Annotated in this window: 20 protein-coding genes; 11 read left to right on the forward strand and 9 right to left on the reverse strand. The window is 66.5% G+C overall.

Going from position 1 to position 16329, the window contains the following annotated elements; all coding sequences use genetic code 11:
• Positions 1-16 precede the first annotated feature (16 nt).
• Genes BLW48_RS06255 through BLW48_RS06265 form a run of 3 tightly spaced genes read left to right on the forward strand, consistent with a single transcriptional unit; the run spans position 17 to position 2957 of the window.
• Positions 17-1066: a LacI family DNA-binding transcriptional regulator gene (locus BLW48_RS06255; protein ID WP_093173457.1), complete on the forward strand. Its 1050-nt coding sequence runs from the start codon at positions 17-19 to the stop codon at positions 1064-1066.
• 33 nt (positions 1067-1099) lie between these two features.
• Positions 1100-2101 carry an NAD(P)-dependent oxidoreductase gene (locus BLW48_RS06260; protein ID WP_093173459.1) on the forward strand — a complete coding sequence of 334 codons (1002 nt, stop codon included), beginning with the start codon at positions 1100-1102 and terminating at the stop codon, positions 2099-2101.
• Positions 2102-2135: 34 nt separating this feature from the next.
• On the forward strand, positions 2136-2957 hold the full coding sequence (locus tag BLW48_RS06265) for an amidohydrolase family protein (RefSeq protein WP_093074125.1): 822 nt from the start codon (positions 2136-2138) through the stop codon (positions 2955-2957).
• Here the strand turns inward: BLW48_RS06265 and soxR are convergent.
• On the reverse strand, positions 2954-3427 hold the full coding sequence (soxR, locus tag BLW48_RS06270; protein ID WP_093074127.1) for a redox-sensitive transcriptional activator SoxR: 474 nt from the start codon (positions 3425-3427) through the stop codon (positions 2954-2956). The genes BLW48_RS06265 and soxR overlap by 4 nt on opposite strands.
• A 99-nt stretch (positions 3428-3526) precedes the next feature.
• On the opposite strand from soxR, the gene BLW48_RS06275 reads away from it, so the two are divergent.
• Positions 3527-3865 (forward strand): antibiotic biosynthesis monooxygenase, encoded by a 339-nt coding sequence (locus BLW48_RS06275; protein ID WP_093173461.1) that lies wholly within the window; start codon positions 3527-3529, stop codon positions 3863-3865.
• A 118-nt stretch (positions 3866-3983) separates the two neighbouring features.
• Positions 3984-4460 carry a VOC family protein gene (locus BLW48_RS06280; protein WP_093056827.1) on the forward strand — a complete coding sequence of 159 codons (477 nt, stop codon included), beginning with the start codon at positions 3984-3986 and terminating at the stop codon, positions 4458-4460.
• A gap of 30 nt (positions 4461-4490) precedes the next feature.
• Here BLW48_RS06280 and BLW48_RS06285 read toward each other — a convergent pair whose 3' ends face one another.
• The 7 genes from BLW48_RS06285 to BLW48_RS06315 all read right to left on the reverse strand — a co-directional run bounded on the left by BLW48_RS06285 (position 4491) and on the right by BLW48_RS06315 (position 9593).
• Entirely contained in the window at positions 4491-5918 is a 1428-nt protein-coding gene (locus BLW48_RS06285; RefSeq protein ID WP_093173463.1) for an MATE family efflux transporter, read from the reverse strand.
• The gene (locus tag BLW48_RS06290; RefSeq protein WP_093056825.1) at positions 5915-6484 is read right to left on the reverse strand and encodes a DUF2239 family protein; all 570 of its coding nucleotides are present in this window, start codon (positions 6482-6484) and stop codon (positions 5915-5917) included. The genes BLW48_RS06285 and BLW48_RS06290 overlap by 4 nt, the downstream gene beginning before the upstream one ends.
• A 104-nt stretch (positions 6485-6588) precedes the next feature.
• Positions 6589-6951: a GIY-YIG nuclease family protein gene (locus tag BLW48_RS06295; RefSeq protein ID WP_093173465.1), complete on the reverse strand. Its 363-nt coding sequence runs from the start codon at positions 6949-6951 to the stop codon at positions 6589-6591.
• Between the two features lie 61 nt (positions 6952-7012).
• Positions 7013-7528 (reverse strand): hypothetical protein, encoded by a 516-nt coding sequence (locus tag BLW48_RS06300; protein WP_093173467.1) that lies wholly within the window; start codon positions 7526-7528, stop codon positions 7013-7015.
• Between the two features lie 58 nt (positions 7529-7586).
• Positions 7587-7916 carry a hypothetical protein gene (locus BLW48_RS06305; RefSeq protein ID WP_093056822.1) on the reverse strand — a complete coding sequence of 110 codons (330 nt, stop codon included), beginning with the start codon at positions 7914-7916 and terminating at the stop codon, positions 7587-7589.
• 16 nt (positions 7917-7932) lie between these two features.
• On the reverse strand, positions 7933-8826 hold the full coding sequence (locus tag BLW48_RS35345) for a hypothetical protein (RefSeq protein ID WP_093173469.1): 894 nt from the start codon (positions 8824-8826) through the stop codon (positions 7933-7935).
• A 77-nt stretch (positions 8827-8903) separates the two neighbouring features.
• Positions 8904-9593: a hypothetical protein gene (locus tag BLW48_RS06315; protein WP_093074137.1), complete on the reverse strand. Its 690-nt coding sequence runs from the start codon at positions 9591-9593 to the stop codon at positions 8904-8906.
• A gap of 381 nt (positions 9594-9974) precedes the next feature.
• On the opposite strand from BLW48_RS06315, the gene BLW48_RS06320 reads away from it, so the two are divergent.
• From BLW48_RS06320 to BLW48_RS06345, 6 genes are all read left to right on the forward strand, one after another.
• On the forward strand, positions 9975-10769 hold the full coding sequence (locus BLW48_RS06320; protein WP_093056819.1) for a LuxR C-terminal-related transcriptional regulator: 795 nt from the start codon (positions 9975-9977) through the stop codon (positions 10767-10769).
• Positions 10770-10777: 8 nt separating this feature from the next.
• Entirely contained in the window at positions 10778-11752 is a 975-nt protein-coding gene (locus tag BLW48_RS06325) for a sensor histidine kinase (RefSeq protein WP_093173471.1), read from the forward strand.
• Between the two features lie 80 nt (positions 11753-11832).
• Positions 11833-14208 (forward strand): Tex family protein, encoded by a 2376-nt coding sequence (locus tag BLW48_RS06330; protein WP_093056817.1) that lies wholly within the window; start codon positions 11833-11835, stop codon positions 14206-14208.
• 54 nt (positions 14209-14262) lie between these two features.
• Positions 14263-14520 carry a type II toxin-antitoxin system Phd/YefM family antitoxin gene (locus tag BLW48_RS06335; RefSeq protein ID WP_093056816.1) on the forward strand — a complete coding sequence of 86 codons (258 nt, stop codon included), beginning with the start codon at positions 14263-14265 and terminating at the stop codon, positions 14518-14520.
• A gap of 7 nt (positions 14521-14527) precedes the next feature.
• Positions 14528-14941 carry a type II toxin-antitoxin system VapC family toxin gene (locus tag BLW48_RS06340; RefSeq protein ID WP_093074143.1) on the forward strand — a complete coding sequence of 138 codons (414 nt, stop codon included), beginning with the start codon at positions 14528-14530 and terminating at the stop codon, positions 14939-14941.
• Positions 14938-16011 carry a patatin-like phospholipase domain-containing protein gene (locus BLW48_RS06345; protein ID WP_093173473.1) on the forward strand — a complete coding sequence of 358 codons (1074 nt, stop codon included), beginning with the start codon at positions 14938-14940 and terminating at the stop codon, positions 16009-16011. Before BLW48_RS06340 ends, BLW48_RS06345 begins: the two co-directional genes overlap by 4 nt.
• Here the strand turns inward: BLW48_RS06345 and BLW48_RS06350 are convergent.
• Positions 15975-16325, reverse strand: coding sequence for a hypothetical protein (locus tag BLW48_RS06350; RefSeq protein ID WP_256330716.1), 351 nt, complete (start codon positions 16323-16325; stop codon positions 15975-15977). The genes BLW48_RS06345 and BLW48_RS06350 overlap by 37 nt on opposite strands.
• Positions 16326-16329: the final 4 nt, after the last annotated feature.

Here is a 16329-nt window from a genome sequence, read left to right on the forward strand (position 1 = left end):
CAACAGGAAGGATGCCGTGAGCAGAATCAGCGATGTCGCCCAGCGGGCGGGGGTGTCGACCAGCACCGTGTCGAACGTGTTGAACGGGCGCAGCGACCGCATGGCCAAGGAGACGCTGGCGCGCGTCGAAACCGCCATCCGCGAGCTCAAGTACCGGCCCAACACCTCGGCGCGGCAGCTCAAGACGGGGTACACGCCGCTGATCGGCCTGCTGGTGCCGTCGATGGCCAACCCGATGTACGGCTTCATTGCCCGAGAGATCGAGACGCTGGCGCAGGAGCGCTACGGCTTTCGCATCATGATCGGCAACACCTACCGCGACGCCGCCAAGGAAGCGCATTTCTTCGAAGACCTGATGGCGCATGGCGTGCGTGGCGTGATCATCATCTCGTCGCTGGTCGACGAGCAGCACGTGGAGGCTGCCGCCGAGCGTGGGCTGGTGGTGGTGAGCTACGACCGGCGCGCCACGCCCGCCGCATCGGGTGGGGCCTCGGTGATCGACCACGTGACGGTCGACAGCTTCGAGTCGTCGCGCATCGCCACGCAGCACCTGATCGACCAGGGGCATCGCCGGCTGGCTTTCGTCACCCCGTCGGGCCGCACCATGAGCCGCAGCGAGAAGATCAACGGCTTCCTGGCTGCCGCGAAGAGCGCGGGCCTCGAGGGCAGCGCGCAGGTCATCGAAGGCATGCCGGTCGACGAATACGGCGATTCGATGATGAGCGAGCTCGGCCGCATGCAGGCCGGACTCATCGCGAAGTCGAAGAATCGCCCGACCGGCGTGATCGGCGTGAACGACCTGCTGGCCTTCGGCCTGATGGCGGGCTTTCGCGATGCGGGCCTGGAGGTGCCGCAGGACGTGTCCGTCATCGGCATCGACAACGTGTTTCTCTCGATGCTGATGCACCCCGCGATGACCTCGGTGCGCGTGCCGGTGCCCGAGATGGCGCAGGTGATGGTCGAGCGGGTGATGAGCCGGCTGTCGGATCCGTCGATCTCGACGCAGGAGTTCGTTTTTGCGCCCACGCTGGTGGCGCGCGAATCGGTGGCGCCGCCGCGCGGCTAGTTCTTTTCTTTCCCTGAGCAGAAGTCTTTTTTCATGACCACGGTTTTCGTCAGCCATCCGCAAAGCAAGCTCGCCCACTACTTCGGCGACCGCGCTGCTGCCGCCCTGCAGGCCATTGCGCAAGTGCGCTTCAACCCTACGGACACCGATCTCTCGTCGCGCGAACTGGTCGAGCTGGCACGGGACTGCGACGCCATCATTTCCTACCGCCAGACGGTGGGCGACGAGGCGCTGTTCGCCGCGTTGCCGCAGCTCACGGCCTTCGTGCGCTGCGCCATCGACATCCGCAACATCGACGTGGCGTCCGCCAGCCGGCATGGCGTGCTGGTGACGCAGGCGAGCGCGGGGTTCATTCCCTCGGTGTCGGAGTGGATCGTGGGCGTGATGATCGACCTGGGTCGGCACATCAGCGCCTCGGCCGAGGGCTACCACGCGGGCCGGCACGTGGTGCCGGCGATGGGGCGCGAGTTGCGCGGGAGCACGCTGGGCGTCATCGGCTATGGGCAGATCAGCCGCTACCTGTGCGACGTGGCGCTGGCGCTCGGCATGCGCATCGTTGTGCACGATCCGTACACCGCGACAGGCCGGGTCGAGTTCGCGCAGGTGGAGCTCGACGCGTTGCTGGCCCAGTCGGACTTCGTTGTCTGCCTCGCGGCGGCCACCGAGGCGACCGAAGACATGATGAATGCCAAGACCTTCGCCGCGATGCGGCCGCATGCCTACTTCATCAATGCCTCGCGCGGCAATCTGGTGGATGAAGACGCACTGCTCGCCGCGCTCGATGCCGGCACGATCGCAGGGTGCGCTGTGGACGTGGGCCGCGCGCCTGACCAGATGCCGTCGCCGCGCGTGGCAGCGCATCCGCGCGTGATCGCCACGCCGCACATCGGCGGACTCACGCCGGCGGCTGTCGAGCATCAGGCGATGGAGACCGTGTCGCAGCTGGCCGAAATCTTCCAGGGCAGGGCACCGAAGGGCGCGGTGAACGCGGCCGAGGCCTATCGCTGGCAGCAGGCCTTTGGTGCGCGCGCCTGAACGTCCGACTCACACATCCCGCAAAGAGAGCTCCATGGAACCGACCCGGAATGCGCGCTATGCAGGCGCCTGCGATTGCCACGTCCATATCTACGAAGACCGCTTCCCGTTGATTCCGAACGTCGCATGGGTGCCGCCGCATTCGCCCGTGTCGGCTTATCGCGAACAGGTGCAGCAGCCGTTGGGCATCGACCGCGCCGTGGTCGTGCAGCCCACGGGCTATGGCTTCGACAACAGCTGCACGCTCGATGCGCTGGCTCAGTTCGGCAATACAGCGCGCGGCATCGCGCTGGTAGCGCCCGACGTGGCCGATGCCGAGATCGCGCGCCTGCACGCGGGCGGCATGCGCGGCGTGCGCTACATGATGATCGGCGGCGTGCTGAGCTGGGCATCGCTCGAACCAATGGCTGCGCGGCTGGCCAATGCCGACTGGATGGTCAACCTGCAGCTCGACGGCCGCACGATGCCCGAACACGAGGCAGTGCTCAAGCGCCTGCCGTGCCGGCTGGTGCTGGACCACAACGGCAAGTTCCTGGAGCCGGTGGCGCCGGACCACCCGTCGTTCCAGTCGCTGCTGCGCGTGCTCGATTCGGGGCGCGTGTGGATCAAGCTTTCGGCGCCCTACGAAACCTCGAAGACCGGCGCACCCGGCTATGACGACGTGAGCCTGCTGGCCCGCACGCTGGCCGAAAAGTTTCCCGAGCGCTGCCTCTGGGCCAGCAACTGGCCGCACCCGGGGCGCAACCCCAGGCCCGAAAGCGCGCCGCTGTACGACCTGCTGTTTTCCTGGGCGACCAGCGATGACACGCGGCGGCGCATCCTCGTGGACAACCCGGCGGCGCTCTACGGCTTCTAGGCGCCGCGCCTCACCAGCAGGCGTTGCGGCCCCTGGCCCTCGGCGCCCAGCCGGTCCAGCGGATTGCGCAGCTTGCACCGGTCGATCGACAGGCAGCCACAGCCGATGCAGTCGTCGAGCGTGTCGCGCAGTTTTTGCAGCTGCGCCATGCGCTCGTCCAGCTCGGTGCGCCACGCGGCCGACAGACGGGCCCAGTCTTCGCGGCTGGGCGCAGCGGATGCGGGGAGGGTAGCCAGCGCCGTGCCGATGTCGGCAAGCGAAATGCCTACCCTTTGCGCTACCCGCACGAAGGCCACGCGCCGCAGCACCGTGCGCGGATAGCGCCGCTGGTTGCCTGCAGTGCGGGTGCTGTCGATCAGGCCCTGTGCCTCGTAGAAATGCAGGGTGGACACCGTGACGCCGCTGCGGCGCGCGACTTCGCCGACGGTGAGCGTGGGAGAGATGCCGGCCTTTTGCAGTGCGTCGTTCATGTGGAGAAAAACCTCTTGACCTCAACTTTGCTTGAGGTTTGAGAATAACTTTCAGCGCGCAGGTCCTGTGCGCATTTTTCTCATCAAGGAACCCGCTTCATGTCGAACGATGCCATCCCCCTCCAATCCGGTCCCGTCTTCCGCATCGACAAGTTTGTCGTGCCCGCCGAAGCCCGCCACGAGTTCATCGCCCAGATGCAGCGCATCCAGCAGACGCTGCGCACCTGGCCGGGCTGCCAGCGCACCTACGTGCTGGACCAGACCGGCGGCAGCGGCGAATTCAACGTGGTGACGCTGGTCGAGTGGGCGAGCGAGCAGGCCGTGGCCTCGGCCGCCGAGTTCGTGAAGAAGAAGTTCGCCGAGGAAGGCTTCGATCCGGTTGCGTTCACGAAGAATGCGGGCGTGCGCAGCGACCAGGGCTTCTACCGCATCGCCTGACGGCCGGGAAGGACGAGCCTGTCAACTTCTCACTGACAGGCGTTGCACGGGTTGACAAGAGCCTCCTGCCGCTTTGATACTGAACCTCAAGGTTCATCATTCAAGCAAAGGAGATCCCATGCAGAAGATCGTTCCCTGCCTCTGGTTCGACGGCAACGGCGAAGACGCGCTGAAGTTCTACACCTCCATCTTTCCGAACTCGCGCGTGACCGACAAGCTGCTCTGGGGCGACGTCAACCCAGCCAAGAAGGGCTCGCTGCTCACCGCGACCTTCGAGCTCGAAGGGCAGGAGTTCATGGTGCTCAACGGCGGGCCTCAGTACAAGTTCAACCCGGCCATCTCGATGTTCGTGAAGTGCGAGACGCAGGCCGAGGTCGACAACTACTGGGACAAGCTGCTCGAAGGCGGCGGCGAGCCGGTGCAGTGCGGCTGGCTCACCGACCGCTACGGCGTGTCCTGGCAAATTGCGCCCACGGCCATGATCCGCATGTTCCAGGACAAGGACCCGGCCAAGGCCGCCCGCGCGATGGAGGCGATGATGAAGATGGTCAAGCTCGATCTCGCCGCGGCGCAGAAAGCCTTCGACGGGGAGTGATCTGCCGTCGCCCCGGCCAAGGTGTGGCGGCTACACCAGCCGGTGGATTGCCTTCTTGCGCCACACCAGCTGGTAGTACGCGGTCTGCAGCAGCAGCATCGCGCCGAAGGTCACGGGGTAGGCGATCCAGATCCCGTCGAGCCCGATGCGGTGGCTCATGACCCAGGCCACCGGCACTTCCACGCCGAGGATGCAGACGATGGAAATCAGCGTGGGCACCAGCACCGAGCCGCTGGCCCGCATGATCCCCGACAGCGCAGCGGCCATGCCGAAGATCACCAGGCTCCACAGCATGATGTGCAGCAGCGTCTGGGCAATTTCGATCACCGGCGCGCTGGTGATGAAAAAGCCCATCAGCGGCCGCGAGAACAGGTAGCCCAGCAGCACGAGCCCGCCGGTCAGCACCAGATTCATCAGCAGCGCCGTCTTCGCGATCGCGCCGAGCCGGTTGGCGCGGCCCGCACCGATGGCCTGTGCGCCGAGGATCGACGCGGTGATGGCAATGGAGATCGCCGGAAACTGCACGTACGCCACCACCTGGTTCACCGCGCCGTAGGCCGCCGTGGCCTTCGAGCCGTAGCCGTTGACCATCGAGAGCAGCACCACTTCGGCCAGCGCCACGACGATCATCTGCACGCCCGTGGGCACGCCGATGCGCAGTACGGCCTTCAGCAATTGCGGCTGTATGCGCAGGTTGCGCATGAATGCCGCGTCAGGCGCGAGCGGGCTCTTTTTCTGGCGCAGCCGGAAGCCGAGCCACGTGGTCGCCACGATGAAGGACAGCACCGACGCCCACGCGCCGCTCGCCACGCCGAGCTGCGGAAGACCGCCCCAGCCGCGAATGAGCGCGGGGGTAACCACCAGCCCGATGAGCGTCGAGATCACCAACGTGAGAAGCGGCGTGACGGTGTCGCCTACGCCGCGCAGCATTGCGGTGGCCAGCAGGAACACGAAGACGCCAGGCATTGCGATCAGCATGATGCGGGCGTAGCGCGTGGAGTCGGCCAGCACGTCGGGCGGCGTGCCCAGCGCGGCCAGCATCGGCGTGGTGAACGCGCCGCCGAACACCGCGATCACCAGGCCCATCAGCACGCCGACGGTGAGCGTGGTGCCGGCCACGGCCTTGGCCTTGGCAACGTCGCGCGCGCCCCAGGCTTGGCCGATCAACACCGAAGCGCCGGCGCCCAGGCCGATGATGAAGGCGATGAAGAAGAACATCACCGGAAAGAAGCTCGACACGGCGGCCAGCGCGCCCACGCCAAGCATCTGCCCCACGTACACGTTGTTGAGCGTGCCCGAGAGCGATTGAAGGATGTTGCTGAGCAACATCGGCGCGAGGAAGAAAAGAAAGACCTTCCACAGCGGACGCGGCGCATTGACTGGCGCCACGGGCACGCCTTGCAGGCCGCTGGGGTCGGCGCTGCTGCCGACGCCGGTTGTCTCGGGTGTTGTTCTCATTGGGGAGGCCAGCCTGCGGCCGACAGTTTCTGCAAATGGGCACGCACGTCGGCGGGCCAGGGCTCGATCAGGTTGCCGAAGCGTTGCTCCTCGCCGGCGAACAGTGCGCGGGTGGCTTCCTCGAAGCCGGGCAGGTTGCCCGCGATGGCGGTCATGAAGCGGTAGGTGGCCTCGTGTGCGGCACGCACGGTGTCGCGCTCGGCGTTCACGCGGCGGGCGTCGTCGACCAGCTTGCGCAGCGCGACCGAGGCGCCGCCGGGCTGGCGTCCGAGCCAGTCCCAGTGGCGCGGCAGCAGCGTGACTTCGCGTGCGACCACGCCGAGCTTGGGCCGGCCAACGCCGCGCGGGGCATCGTCGCGGTGCTCGGCTTCGTGATCGCGCAATTCAGGCAGCAACTCGCGCAGGTCGAGGTCGAGTTGCGTGCCGGTCTGGTCGTCGAAAACAAGGTACGGCCCGGGGTCGTCGCGGCGGCGCAGCTGGTCGAGCACTTCGGCCTTGCTGCCCTGTGCGATGCGCTGGAAGCCGAAGAACACGGTCAGGGTGGTGGGTGGGGTGTCAGATGACATTCGGGTGTTTTGTTCCTGGGGGTGCCAAGCGAAACGAGGTGCGTAATCTACTCGCTGATGCGCTCCGGCGTGCGGCATCTCGCGGCCGTACGTTGCGTGGGCGCTCATGCCGTGTTGTAGCCGTTCGGGCCGAAGCATTGAAGCTCTTCCTGCCAGAGCGGCAGGAGCCTGTCGAGTTCGGCCTTGCGATCGAAATCGGGGTCTTCGCGTTCCTTGATCCGGTCGATCACTTCGAAGATGAAATTGCCGGCGCCGTGCGCGTTCCAGTCTTGCTGGAGCGCCTTGTTGCGGTGAGCGCGCATGTTCAGCTCGAAACGCGCGCGGTTCATGGCGCCTTCGACGTCGAGGCTGCCGGCCACATAGACGCGGCCGCTCAGCTTGTTTCGGATGACGAAGACGCCGGCCGGGCGCGGGGTTTCCTTGTAATGGCGGGTGAGGGCGCGCCGGGTTTCTTCAGAGAGGTTCATGCATCAAATATTACCCGGGTTAAATTGAAATGGCAATATACCCGGGTAAAAATGAACCAACTCAACCTTCCCTGAACCGCCGCCAGCCCCGCGAAATGCGCCGGTTCAGCGCCCGCACCAGACGCCACGGGCGGCTCTGGCGAACGATGGTGAGCACATGGTCCTTCCAGGCCTTCCACCTGGGATACCAGCGGGCGAACCACGGAATGCGCATCAGCGGCCCTTCGACCAGCTGGAAGATCCGCGCGACGACGGCCGTGCCCGCCAGCTTGGCCAGCACGAGCACGGTGAGGCCCGTGGCTGCATGGCCGCGGCTGAAGAGAAAGAGAGCCAGCACCTTCACCGGAAGCAGCAGCAACATGGGCACGAAGAAGGCCAGCACCGCGCCCCAGGGCGGCAGCCGGCGCAGCCGTTCTTCGAGCGCGGCCCAGAAGGGAAGGCGGGACAGCCGTGCCGCCAGCGCAGCCAGTGGCTCCCAGCCCCACTCCTCGAAGAGCAGCAGGGGAACGATGAGCGCGGTGCCAACGGCGCGGAGCAGGGCACGCAAGACGCGCAGGACGCGCGCAAGGAATGTCATCCGCGAAGGGTAAGGCAGCGCAAGCCCGCGGCCGCCCGGCCGCGCGGGCCTGCGCTGTTTATTTCTTCTCCGGTACGAAGAAGAGGTATTCGCCGCGTCCCATTTCGGGAGTGATCTCGTAGCCGGAGCACAGGTCGCTCGCGCACTGCAGGATGATCACGCGCGGCCAGATCGTCGCGGCTGTCGGAAAGCCCGGCAGGTATTGCGGCACGTGCCACACGCCCAGGGTGCCGACCGGTTCGGCGTTTTCGGTGCCCCGTGCGTTCTGCAAGCCGCTGCCCATGTTCATCCGCTCGATGCGCAGCACCGGCGGCGAGGGCGCGGCCGCTGCAGCCGCGACTGTCGCCGTGCAGCAGGCCGCCAGCCAGAGGATTACGGTCCTGGTCATGTCAGGCTCCACGCGGTCATTGCCGGACTGCCATCGATGCGGATGCAACGTCGCCGGCCGGCCGCGCCGCGCGGATGGCAGCCACTTCGCCCGGATCCATTGCCGTCACCGTAGCGCTGGCAACGGGCATCGACACCGCCGCCGGAGGCTCGTCCTGGGCCGTGGCCACCGGCTGCGCGGGGGGCGTGACTTCGGCGATGGGCGCTGGTGGCAGCGGTAGTGGGGCCGAGGCGGGAGCGGGCGGTGCAGCCGGCGCGACAGGGGCAACGGCCGCCACGGGTTGCGGTGCCACTGGTGCCGCTGCGACGGGCGCCATTGGCGCAGCCGCAGCCACCGGGCGCGGCGGCGCCGCAGGTGCACCGATTGCCGACGCCTGCGGACCGTAGGCGGTCACGCGCTCGTCCGCTGTCATCGACTGCGGGCATTTCGTGCCCGTCATCTCCAGCGCAGCCAGGGCCGCGGGGTCCATGCAGTCCATGGCGAGCGAGGCTGCCTTCATGCCCTTGTTCCAGAGTTCGCGGCTCATCTTCAGGCGCTTGCAGTGCTCGTCCGTCCAGGTGGTGCCGAAGCTGAGTCCGACGCCCGGTCCGTTCGCGCTTGCGCTCGTGCTGCCCATGCAGGTGTCGTTGCTCGTCGTCAGGTTCGGGCCGTTGACCGACGGCACGTTCTTGATCGTGTAGCTGCCCCGGTAGTCGACGGTGCTCGTCGTGGCGCCCGTGTTGTTGACGTTCTGGTTCAGCGTCGCCCGGGTATCTGCAGGGGTGTTGGTGTTGAAGTTCACGGCCTGGGTGTTGCCCTGGGCCGAGGTGGTGGCTGAGCTCGATGACTGGTTGTTGGCACCGCCCGCCGTGGTCTGCGCCATGGCGCCCGCGGACAAGCCCAGCAAGGTCAGGACAATAAGTTTTTTCATGTTCTCAACTCCTTTGGAAGCCGGGGAGGGGCTAGCCCCTCCCCATTTCTGAGTGCAACAACCGGTGCGAGAACGGCTCAGGGAGCCGATGCAGTTGCGCCGGAGCCAGCCAGGCCGCCGGTACCGCCACCATTGCTGAAGCCAGCGGCATTGCCGAAGCTGAGGTTGGTCACGCCGAAGGAGCCGCCGGTCGAGCCCGCCGTTGCCGAGGTGGTCGTGCCGTTGACGAAGCCGTTGACGGCGCCCGACGAGGCATTGAAGCTTGACGTCGTGCCGGAGGTGCGCGTTACCACGGCCAGACCACCGCCAGGACCCGCGGCCGTTGCGGCCGTGTTGTTGGTCGTGGAGCCAGCGGTTCCGCCTGCGCTGCCGCTCACGGAGTTGGGGCCGCCCGCGCTGTAGTTGGCATTGGCGGTCGCGCCTGCATTGGCCGAGGCATTGGCAGCGCCCGCTGCGGCGCCATTGCCTGTCGTTGCAGCCACGCTGGTCACGCGGCCTTGCGTGGTCGCCGAGCCGCCTGCCGTTGCGCCACCGATGCGCAGACCCGGAAAGCTGACTGCGCCGCCTGCAGCGTTGGCACTGGCCGACGAGCTGGAGTTGGCCGCGTTGTAGCTCAGTGCACTGCCCGTGCCCGAGCTGGCTGCAACGGATCCGGCGGAACTGGAAGAGCCGGTCGTCGTACTGGTGGCGGCGAGGGCCGTGGTGCTGGTTGCCGAGGCAACGCTTCCAACCAGAACCACTGCGATCGCGATGAGTGTCTTCTTCATGATGCTTCCTCGAAAGTTGTTGAAACGAACCCGATTGCCGGATCGATCCGGCCATCAGCTAGCGGTCAGTGGCACTGCTTGAAATGCTTCCGTCACGACCGAGGTGCAGTTTCTGCGTCGAGGAACCAGCGAAAAATGCCCAGTGCTGGGTAGAGCAAGGCTATGGCGAAAGGTGTGTTTTGCACCGTTTCGGGGGCCGCGGGTGGAGGGCCCCCCGATGCAATGTCCGAGAGAAAAACTACAACTTTCGATGGACATTGTTGACTAATGGAAACAAAATGCAACCAAAGTAATCAAAAAAACTGAAACCAAAAATTTGAGTAGAAATGAATTAACTTTTGGTCACGAACAAGATGTGCTATGTGTCACAAAGGGGCTGGAATGGAAAGCGATCTCGACATTTCATTGACAGATGTGGGCAGCGGGGGTAAGCAATACGCCAACCCCGGCCAGTTCGGCGGGCTCCTCTCGCCGTCCGCCGACACTCTCCCGTGGCCCGATTTCCTGACCGGGCAACAGACCAAACCCGTGCGCGTCCTGCTGGTGGACGACGACCCCTTCGTGCGTCGCGTCATCGCCCAGGAATTGCTGGGCGACCTGCGCATTCAGCTCGAAGGGCAGGCCGGCACGCTGCGCGAAGGCCGACGATTGCTGATGCAGCATGAGTTCGACGTGCTCATGGTCGACATCCGCCTGGGCGACGGCAGCGGATTCGAGCTCATCGAAGAGGCCAAGCGGCACCGTAGCGCGGCGGAAATCATCGTCATCTCGGCGCTCGAGGACGAACCCCAGGTGCTGCATGCCTTCGAGCTCGGCGCCTCCGGCTACCTGGTCAAGAACGCCTGGTTCCAGAGCTATGCCCAGGCCGTACTGCAGGTGGTGAACGGCGGTGCCGCCATCACGCCCCGGCTGGCGCGCCGGCTGCTCGTGCACCTCGATCACAAGCGCTCCAACGTCAATCCGGTGCGTCCGCCGGACACCAAGGCGACGTTATCCGCGCGGGAGCGCGAAGTGTTACGACTTGTAGCGACAGGCTACGTTACCGAGGAAATCGCGCTGCAGCTCACCATCAGCGCCCAGACGGTTAACGCGCACGTCAAAAACATCTACCGCAAGCTGCACGCCCACACCCGCGCGCAGGCCGTGAGCTTTGCCTCCCACCGGGGGCTTCTGTAGCCCATGCCATGCTGGCGCCGCAGGCCCTTTCTTTACCGCACTTCCTGGAAGACCAGTTCGTGTGGCTGTCGATCGGCTCGTGGTGCGTGCTGTTGACGTGGCTGCGCACGCGCGTCTCGCGCCGGCGGCTCCTGATGTGGGCCGGCCTGGCGGGTGCGCTGCACCTGACGCCCGTGACCGCGCAGGTCATTCGGGCCACTTCGGCCATCGGCGTGACGGCGGATGGCATGCCGTTCGCCTTCTGGGCGCTGCAGGCGCTGAACGTGGCGGTGCTTGCCGCGCTCATCGCGAGCGTCTGTTTTCTTGTCTTCCGGCGCCGTGCCGCAGACCATCGACCATCGCAGGCGGTGGTCGCCGAAAGACGGCGCATCGCCAACGATCTGCATGACGGCGTGGGCTCCCGGCTGGTGGCGCTGCTGGCCAGCCAGGACCCCCGGTCCGCCGGGCCCGGCAGCCTGTCGATGGCCCTGCAGGACTGCCTGCTCGAACTCCAGATGACGGTGGACGACCTCGACGACCAGACTTCCGCCACCGTCGTCGAGCGACTGGCCCACGTGCGCTACCGGCTGCAGCCCGCGTTCGACCGGCTCGGCATCGGGCTCGAATGGCACATCGCCAGTGAGGCCAACACCCGCTGGGTGCCGCCGGAAACCGCGATGCAGATCTGCCGGGTGGCGCAGGAAGCCATGTCCAATGCGCTGCGGCATGCGCAGGCGACCCGCGTCGAACTGCGCTTGGGCCTTCGCGACCGGGGATTGCTGATGCTGGAGGTGCGCGACGACGGCCGCGGGCTGGGTTCGCGAAGCGCGTCTTCCACCGATACGGGCAAGGGCCTGCGCAGCATGCGCTCCCGGGCCGACGCCATCGGCGGCGAGCTGACAATCGAAAATGCCGCGCCGCGCGGGCTGAGCGTGCTGCTGGTGGTCCCGAGCCAGGTGCAGGCGCCAGCCGGCACCCGGGCCGAAGCGGAAAGCATGCTGTAACACGCCCGCCGGGCCGCCCGGACGGACGCCATCCGCGCCTATGGCAAACTCCCGCGCTTTGCCAGGGACGCGCTCAAGACATGCAGAAAATCATTCGCCAGCTCGCCGCCGAAATCAAGGTCGGCGAGAACCAGGTGAAGGCCGCCGTCGAACTGCTCGACGGAGGCGCCACGGTTCCATTCATCGCCCGCTACCGCAAGGAAGCCACCGACGGCCTCGACGACACCCAGCTGCGTGAACTGGAAGCGCGTCTTTCCTACCTGCGCGAACTCGAAGACCGCCGCGTGGCGGTGCTCAAGGCCATCGACGAGCAGGGCAAGCTGACCCCCGAACTGCGCGCCGCGATCGAATTCGCGCCGACCAAGCAGGAACTCGAAGACCTGTACCTGCCGTTCAAGCAAAAGCGCCGCACCAAGGGCCAGATCGCCCGCGAATTCGGCATCGAGCCGCTGGCCGACAAGCTGCTGGCCGACCCGACGCTCGACCCGGCCGTCGAAGCCAAGGCCTTCCTGCAGCCCGCCACCACGCTGGACGACGGCAAGCCGGGCCCCGATTTCTCCACCGTACCGCTCGTTCTCGACGGCGTGCGCGACATTCTTTCCGAGCGCTGGGCCGAAGACGCTGCACTGGTGCAGGGCCTGCGCGAATGGCTCTGGGCCGAGGGTCTGCTCAAGTCCAGCCTGATGGCCGGCAAGGACGAAAACAACGCCGACATCGCCAAGTTCCGCGACTACTTCGAGTACGACGAGCCCATCGGCCGCGTGCCCTCGCACCGTGCGCTGGCCGTGTTCCGCGGCCGCGCGCTCGACATCCTCGACGCCAAGCTGGTGCTGCCCGTGGAGCCCGAACCGGGCAAGCCCAGCATCGCCGAAGGCCGCATCGCGCTGCACCTGGGCTGGAGCCATGCGGCTCGTCCGTCGGACGACCTGATCCGCAAGTGCGTGGCCTGGACCTGGCGCGTCAAGCTGGCGTTGTCGACCGAGCGCGACCTGTTCACCCGCCTGCGCGAAGACGCCGAGAAGGTCGCCATCAAGGTGTTCGCCGACAACCTGCGCGACCTGCTGCTGGCCGCGCCCGCCGGCCCGCGCGTCGTGATGGGCCTGGACCCGGGCATCCGCACCGGCGTGAAGGTGGCCGTGGTCGACTCCACCGGCAAGCTGGTCGAAACCGCCACTGTGTTCCCCCACGAACCGCGCAAGGACTGGGAAGGCTCGCTGCACACGCTGGGCAAGCTGTGCGCCAAGCACGGCGTGAACCTCATCGCCATCGGCAACGGCACAGCAAGCCGCGAAACCGACAAGCTGGCTGCCGACCTCATCAAGCTGCTGGCCAAGATGGCCGCCCAAGCCGGCGCGCCCGAAATGAAGGTCGACAAGGTCGTCGTCAGCGAAGCCGGCGCTTCCGTGTACTCGGCCAGCGAATTCGCCTCGCAGGAAATGCCCGACGTGGACGTGAGCCTGCGCGGCGCCGCCTCCATTGCGCGCCGACTGCAAGATCCACTGGCCGAACTCGTGAAGATCGACCCCAAGAGCATTGGCGTGGGCCAGTACCAGCACGACGTGAACCAGAGCGAACTCGCGCGCACGCTGCAGGCCGTGGTCGAAGACTGCGTGAACTCGGTGGGCGTCGACCTGAATACCGCGAGCGTGCCGCTGCTCAGCCGCGTTTCGGGCCTGTCGGCCAGCGTGGCCAAGGCTGTGGTGCGCTGGCGCGAAGCCAACGGCGCGTTTTCCACCCGCAAGCAGCTGCTAGACGTGACCGGCTTCGGCCCCAAGGCCTTCGAGCAGAGCGCGGGCTTCCTGCGCATCCGCGACGGCGCCGACCCGCTGGACATCACCGGCGTGCACCCCGAAACCTATCCGCTGGTCGAGCAGATCATCGTGAAGACCGGCAAGCCCATCGCCGAGCTGATGGGCCGCGCCGACATGCTCAAGACGCTGAAGCCTGAGCTGTTCGCCAACGAGAAGTTCGGCGTCATCACGGTCAAGGACATCCTGGGCGAACTTGAAAAGCCGGGCCGCGACCCGCGCCCCGACTTCAAGGTGGCGCGCTTCAACGACGGCGTGGACGACATCAAGGACCTGGTCGAGGGCATGATCCTCGAGGGTACCGTGAGCAACGTGGCCCAGTTCGGCGCTTTCGTCGACCTCGGCGTGCACCAGGACGGCCTGGTCCACGTGAGCCAGCTGAGCCACAAGTTCGTCAACGACGCACGCGAAGTCGTCAAGACCGGCGACATCGTCAAGGTCAAGGTGATGGAAGTGGATGTGGCGCGCAAGCGCATTGGCCTGTCGATGAAGCTCGATGCGGCGCCCGCGCGCCGCGACGGCCCGCGCGACAACCGCTTCGAAGGAGCGGGGCGCGGCCAGCAACAACAAGGCCGGCGCGACAACTCGCCGCAGCCGGCGGGGCAGATGGCCAGCGCTTTTGCAAAGCTGCAGGGCCTGCGCAAGTAAGCGGATTCCTCACCTGTTAAACTAGTCAGATAACTAGTTTGATGGGTGGTTGCAATGAAAACCTGGCCTGTGCAGGACGCCAAGGCGCGTTTCAGTGAGTTTCTCGAGGCCTCTCTCGTCGAAGGGCCGCAAATGGTGACGAAGCGTGGAGCCGAGGTGGCCGTGCTTGTTCCTGCAGCTGAATGGCGGCGCTTGCACGCCACGGCAAAGCCATCGCTCAAGGACCTGCTGCTCTCGACGGAAGCACGCACCGAATTCCTGGTTCCGCAGCGGGGTGCCGCACGCAGGCGCCGCATCACGCCAATGCGCTGAGGCCGGTATGTATCTGCTGGACACGAACGTCATTTCCGAACTCCGCAGGCCTCGTCCGCACGGCGCGGTCGTCGCGTGGCTCACGCCCATTGTGGACAGCGATCTTCATCTCTCGGCGGTGACGCTAGGAGAGATCCAGGCCGGCATCGAACTCACACGCGAGCAAGACGCCGCCAAGGCCGGCGAGATCGAGCAATGGGCCGCATTGGTTGCAGCTTCCTACAACGTTCTCCCCATGGATGCAGAAACCTTCAGGCTCTGGGCGAAGCTGATGCATCGCAGTTCGAACACGCTGTATGAAGACGCGATGATTGCCGCCACGGCAAAGCAGCATGCGCTGACCGTAGTGACCCGCAACGTGAGCGATTTCGCAGGGTTTGGCGTCGAGGTGCTCAACCCCTTCGAGCACACACAGGCATGAAAGCCCTGCGCATCTACGCCGGCCCCGCGGCCCGCAAGCACATCAAACAGCACGGCCTGCGCCCGCAGGACGTGCGCACCATCCCCGGCGCGGCCGGCGGCCCCAAGGGGCTGATCCTCGGTGCGCTCGACCGCTTCATCTTCGGCCGCTGGCTCACGCAGTCGAGCCAGCAGGTGCATCTGGTGGGCGCCTCCATCGGCGCATGGCGGCTGTCGACGGCCTGCCTGGCCGACCCTGACGCCGCCTTCGAACGCTTCGAGCACGACTACGTGCACCAGCAGTTCGAAGTGCCGCCGGGGCAGAAGCGGCTCAGCCCGAGCCAGCTCAGCGAGCGTTTCGCCGAAAGCCTCGAATCCTTCTACGGCGGGCGCATCGGCGAAGTGCTGAGCCATCCGCGCTATCGCCTGCACGTGGTGACATCGCGCGGGCGCCACATCCTTGGACGCGAGGGCAGGGCGCGCACGCCGGTCGGCTACCTGGGCGCCTTTGCCACCAACAGCCTGCACCGCAAGAGCCTGGGTGCATGGCTGGAGCGCTGCGTGTTTTCCACGCCCGGCGCGGCCTTGCCCTTCGGCACCCGCGACTTCCGCACGCGCCAGCATGCGTTGAGCGAGGCCAACTTCAACATGGTGCTGCAGGCCTCGTGCTCCATCCCGTTCCTGCTGGCAGCGGTGCACGACATTCCGGGCGCGCCGCGCGGTGCCTACTGGGACGGCGGCATCACCGACTACCACCTGCACCTCGACTACCAGCCGGCCGATGAGGGCATCGTGCTGTATCCGCACTTCCAGCAGGCGGTGGTGCCGGGCTGGCTCGACAAGGGCCTGCGCTGGCGCCACAAGGCCAGCGGCTTCCTCGACCGCATGGTGGTGCTCGCGCCCGACCCCGAATGGGTGCGGTCGCTGCCCAACGGGAAGCTGCCCGACCGCAAGGACTTCATCCACTTCGCCAACGACGCGCAGGCACGCATCTCCGCCTGGGGCCGGGCCACGCGGGAGGCACGGCGGCTGTCGGACGAATTCGAAGGCTGGCTTCAGCGCGACGGCGTGCCCGAGACGCTGCCGCTCTGACCGAGAAGCGCCAGCGGCGCGGCGCAGTCGAGGATGTTCACTTCCACCTCATCGCCGACCTTGAGCGAGGCGCCCGTGGGCCAGTGCCCTGTGCCGATCGAACGCGTGTGCACGCCGCCGTTGCGGTAGCGCACGATGGCGTAGGGCGCTGCGGCACCGCCCTCGACGCCGCAATCATGGTCGGCCGTTTTGGCCAGATCGCCCGCGCGGCCCACGCTGACGACCTGCGCGGTCCGCCAGCCGGCCGAGTGATCGAACGAGTGCGCATCGAAGGCGGTGCAGCCACCGAGCGTCAATGCCCACAGAGCGACCATGCGA

The sequence above is a fragment of the Variovorax sp. YR266 genome (assembly GCF_900107295.1).
Taxonomy (GTDB): domain Bacteria; phylum Pseudomonadota; class Gammaproteobacteria; order Burkholderiales; family Burkholderiaceae_C; genus Variovorax.

What these genes read in the sequence shown, in the direction of transcription:
- BLW48_RS06260 (WP_093173459.1), top strand. Translation starts at nt 1,100, where the DNA reads ATGACCACGGTTTTCGTCAGCCATCCGCAAAGCAAGCTCGCCCACTAC.
- BLW48_RS06265 (WP_093074125.1), top strand. Translation starts at nt 2,136, where the DNA reads ATGGAACCGACCCGGAATGCGCGCTATGCAGGCGCCTGCGATTGCCAC.
- soxR (WP_093074127.1), bottom strand. Translation starts at nt 3,427, where the DNA reads ATGAACGACGCACTGCAAAAGGCCGGCATCTCTCCCACGCTCACCGTC.
- BLW48_RS06275 (WP_093173461.1), top strand. Translation starts at nt 3,527, where the DNA reads ATGTCGAACGATGCCATCCCCCTCCAATCCGGTCCCGTCTTCCGCATC.
- BLW48_RS06280 (WP_093056827.1), top strand. Translation starts at nt 3,984, where the DNA reads ATGCAGAAGATCGTTCCCTGCCTCTGGTTCGACGGCAACGGCGAAGAC.
- BLW48_RS06285 (WP_093173463.1), bottom strand. Translation starts at nt 5,918, where the DNA reads ATGAGAACAACACCCGAGACAACCGGCGTCGGCAGCAGCGCCGACCCC.
- BLW48_RS06290 (WP_093056825.1), bottom strand. Translation starts at nt 6,484, where the DNA reads ATGTCATCTGACACCCCACCCACCACCCTGACCGTGTTCTTCGGCTTC.
- BLW48_RS06295 (WP_093173465.1), bottom strand. Translation starts at nt 6,951, where the DNA reads ATGAACCTCTCTGAAGAAACCCGGCGCGCCCTCACCCGCCATTACAAG.
- BLW48_RS06300 (WP_093173467.1), bottom strand. Translation starts at nt 7,528, where the DNA reads ATGACATTCCTTGCGCGCGTCCTGCGCGTCTTGCGTGCCCTGCTCCGC.
- BLW48_RS06305 (WP_093056822.1), bottom strand. Translation starts at nt 7,916, where the DNA reads ATGACCAGGACCGTAATCCTCTGGCTGGCGGCCTGCTGCACGGCGACA.
- BLW48_RS35345 (WP_093173469.1), bottom strand. Translation starts at nt 8,826, where the DNA reads ATGAAAAAACTTATTGTCCTGACCTTGCTGGGCTTGTCCGCGGGCGCC.
- BLW48_RS06315 (WP_093074137.1), bottom strand. Translation starts at nt 9,593, where the DNA reads ATGAAGAAGACACTCATCGCGATCGCAGTGGTTCTGGTTGGAAGCGTT.
- BLW48_RS06320 (WP_093056819.1), top strand. Translation starts at nt 9,975, where the DNA reads ATGGAAAGCGATCTCGACATTTCATTGACAGATGTGGGCAGCGGGGGT.
- BLW48_RS06325 (WP_093173471.1), top strand. Translation starts at nt 10,778, where the DNA reads ATGCTGGCGCCGCAGGCCCTTTCTTTACCGCACTTCCTGGAAGACCAG.
- BLW48_RS06330 (WP_093056817.1), top strand. Translation starts at nt 11,833, where the DNA reads ATGCAGAAAATCATTCGCCAGCTCGCCGCCGAAATCAAGGTCGGCGAG.
- BLW48_RS06335 (WP_093056816.1), top strand. Translation starts at nt 14,263, where the DNA reads ATGAAAACCTGGCCTGTGCAGGACGCCAAGGCGCGTTTCAGTGAGTTT.
- BLW48_RS06340 (WP_093074143.1), top strand. Translation starts at nt 14,528, where the DNA reads ATGTATCTGCTGGACACGAACGTCATTTCCGAACTCCGCAGGCCTCGT.
- BLW48_RS06345 (WP_093173473.1), top strand. Translation starts at nt 14,938, where the DNA reads ATGAAAGCCCTGCGCATCTACGCCGGCCCCGCGGCCCGCAAGCACATC.
- BLW48_RS06350 (WP_256330716.1), bottom strand. Translation starts at nt 16,325, where the DNA reads ATGGTCGCTCTGTGGGCATTGACGCTCGGTGGCTGCACCGCCTTCGAT.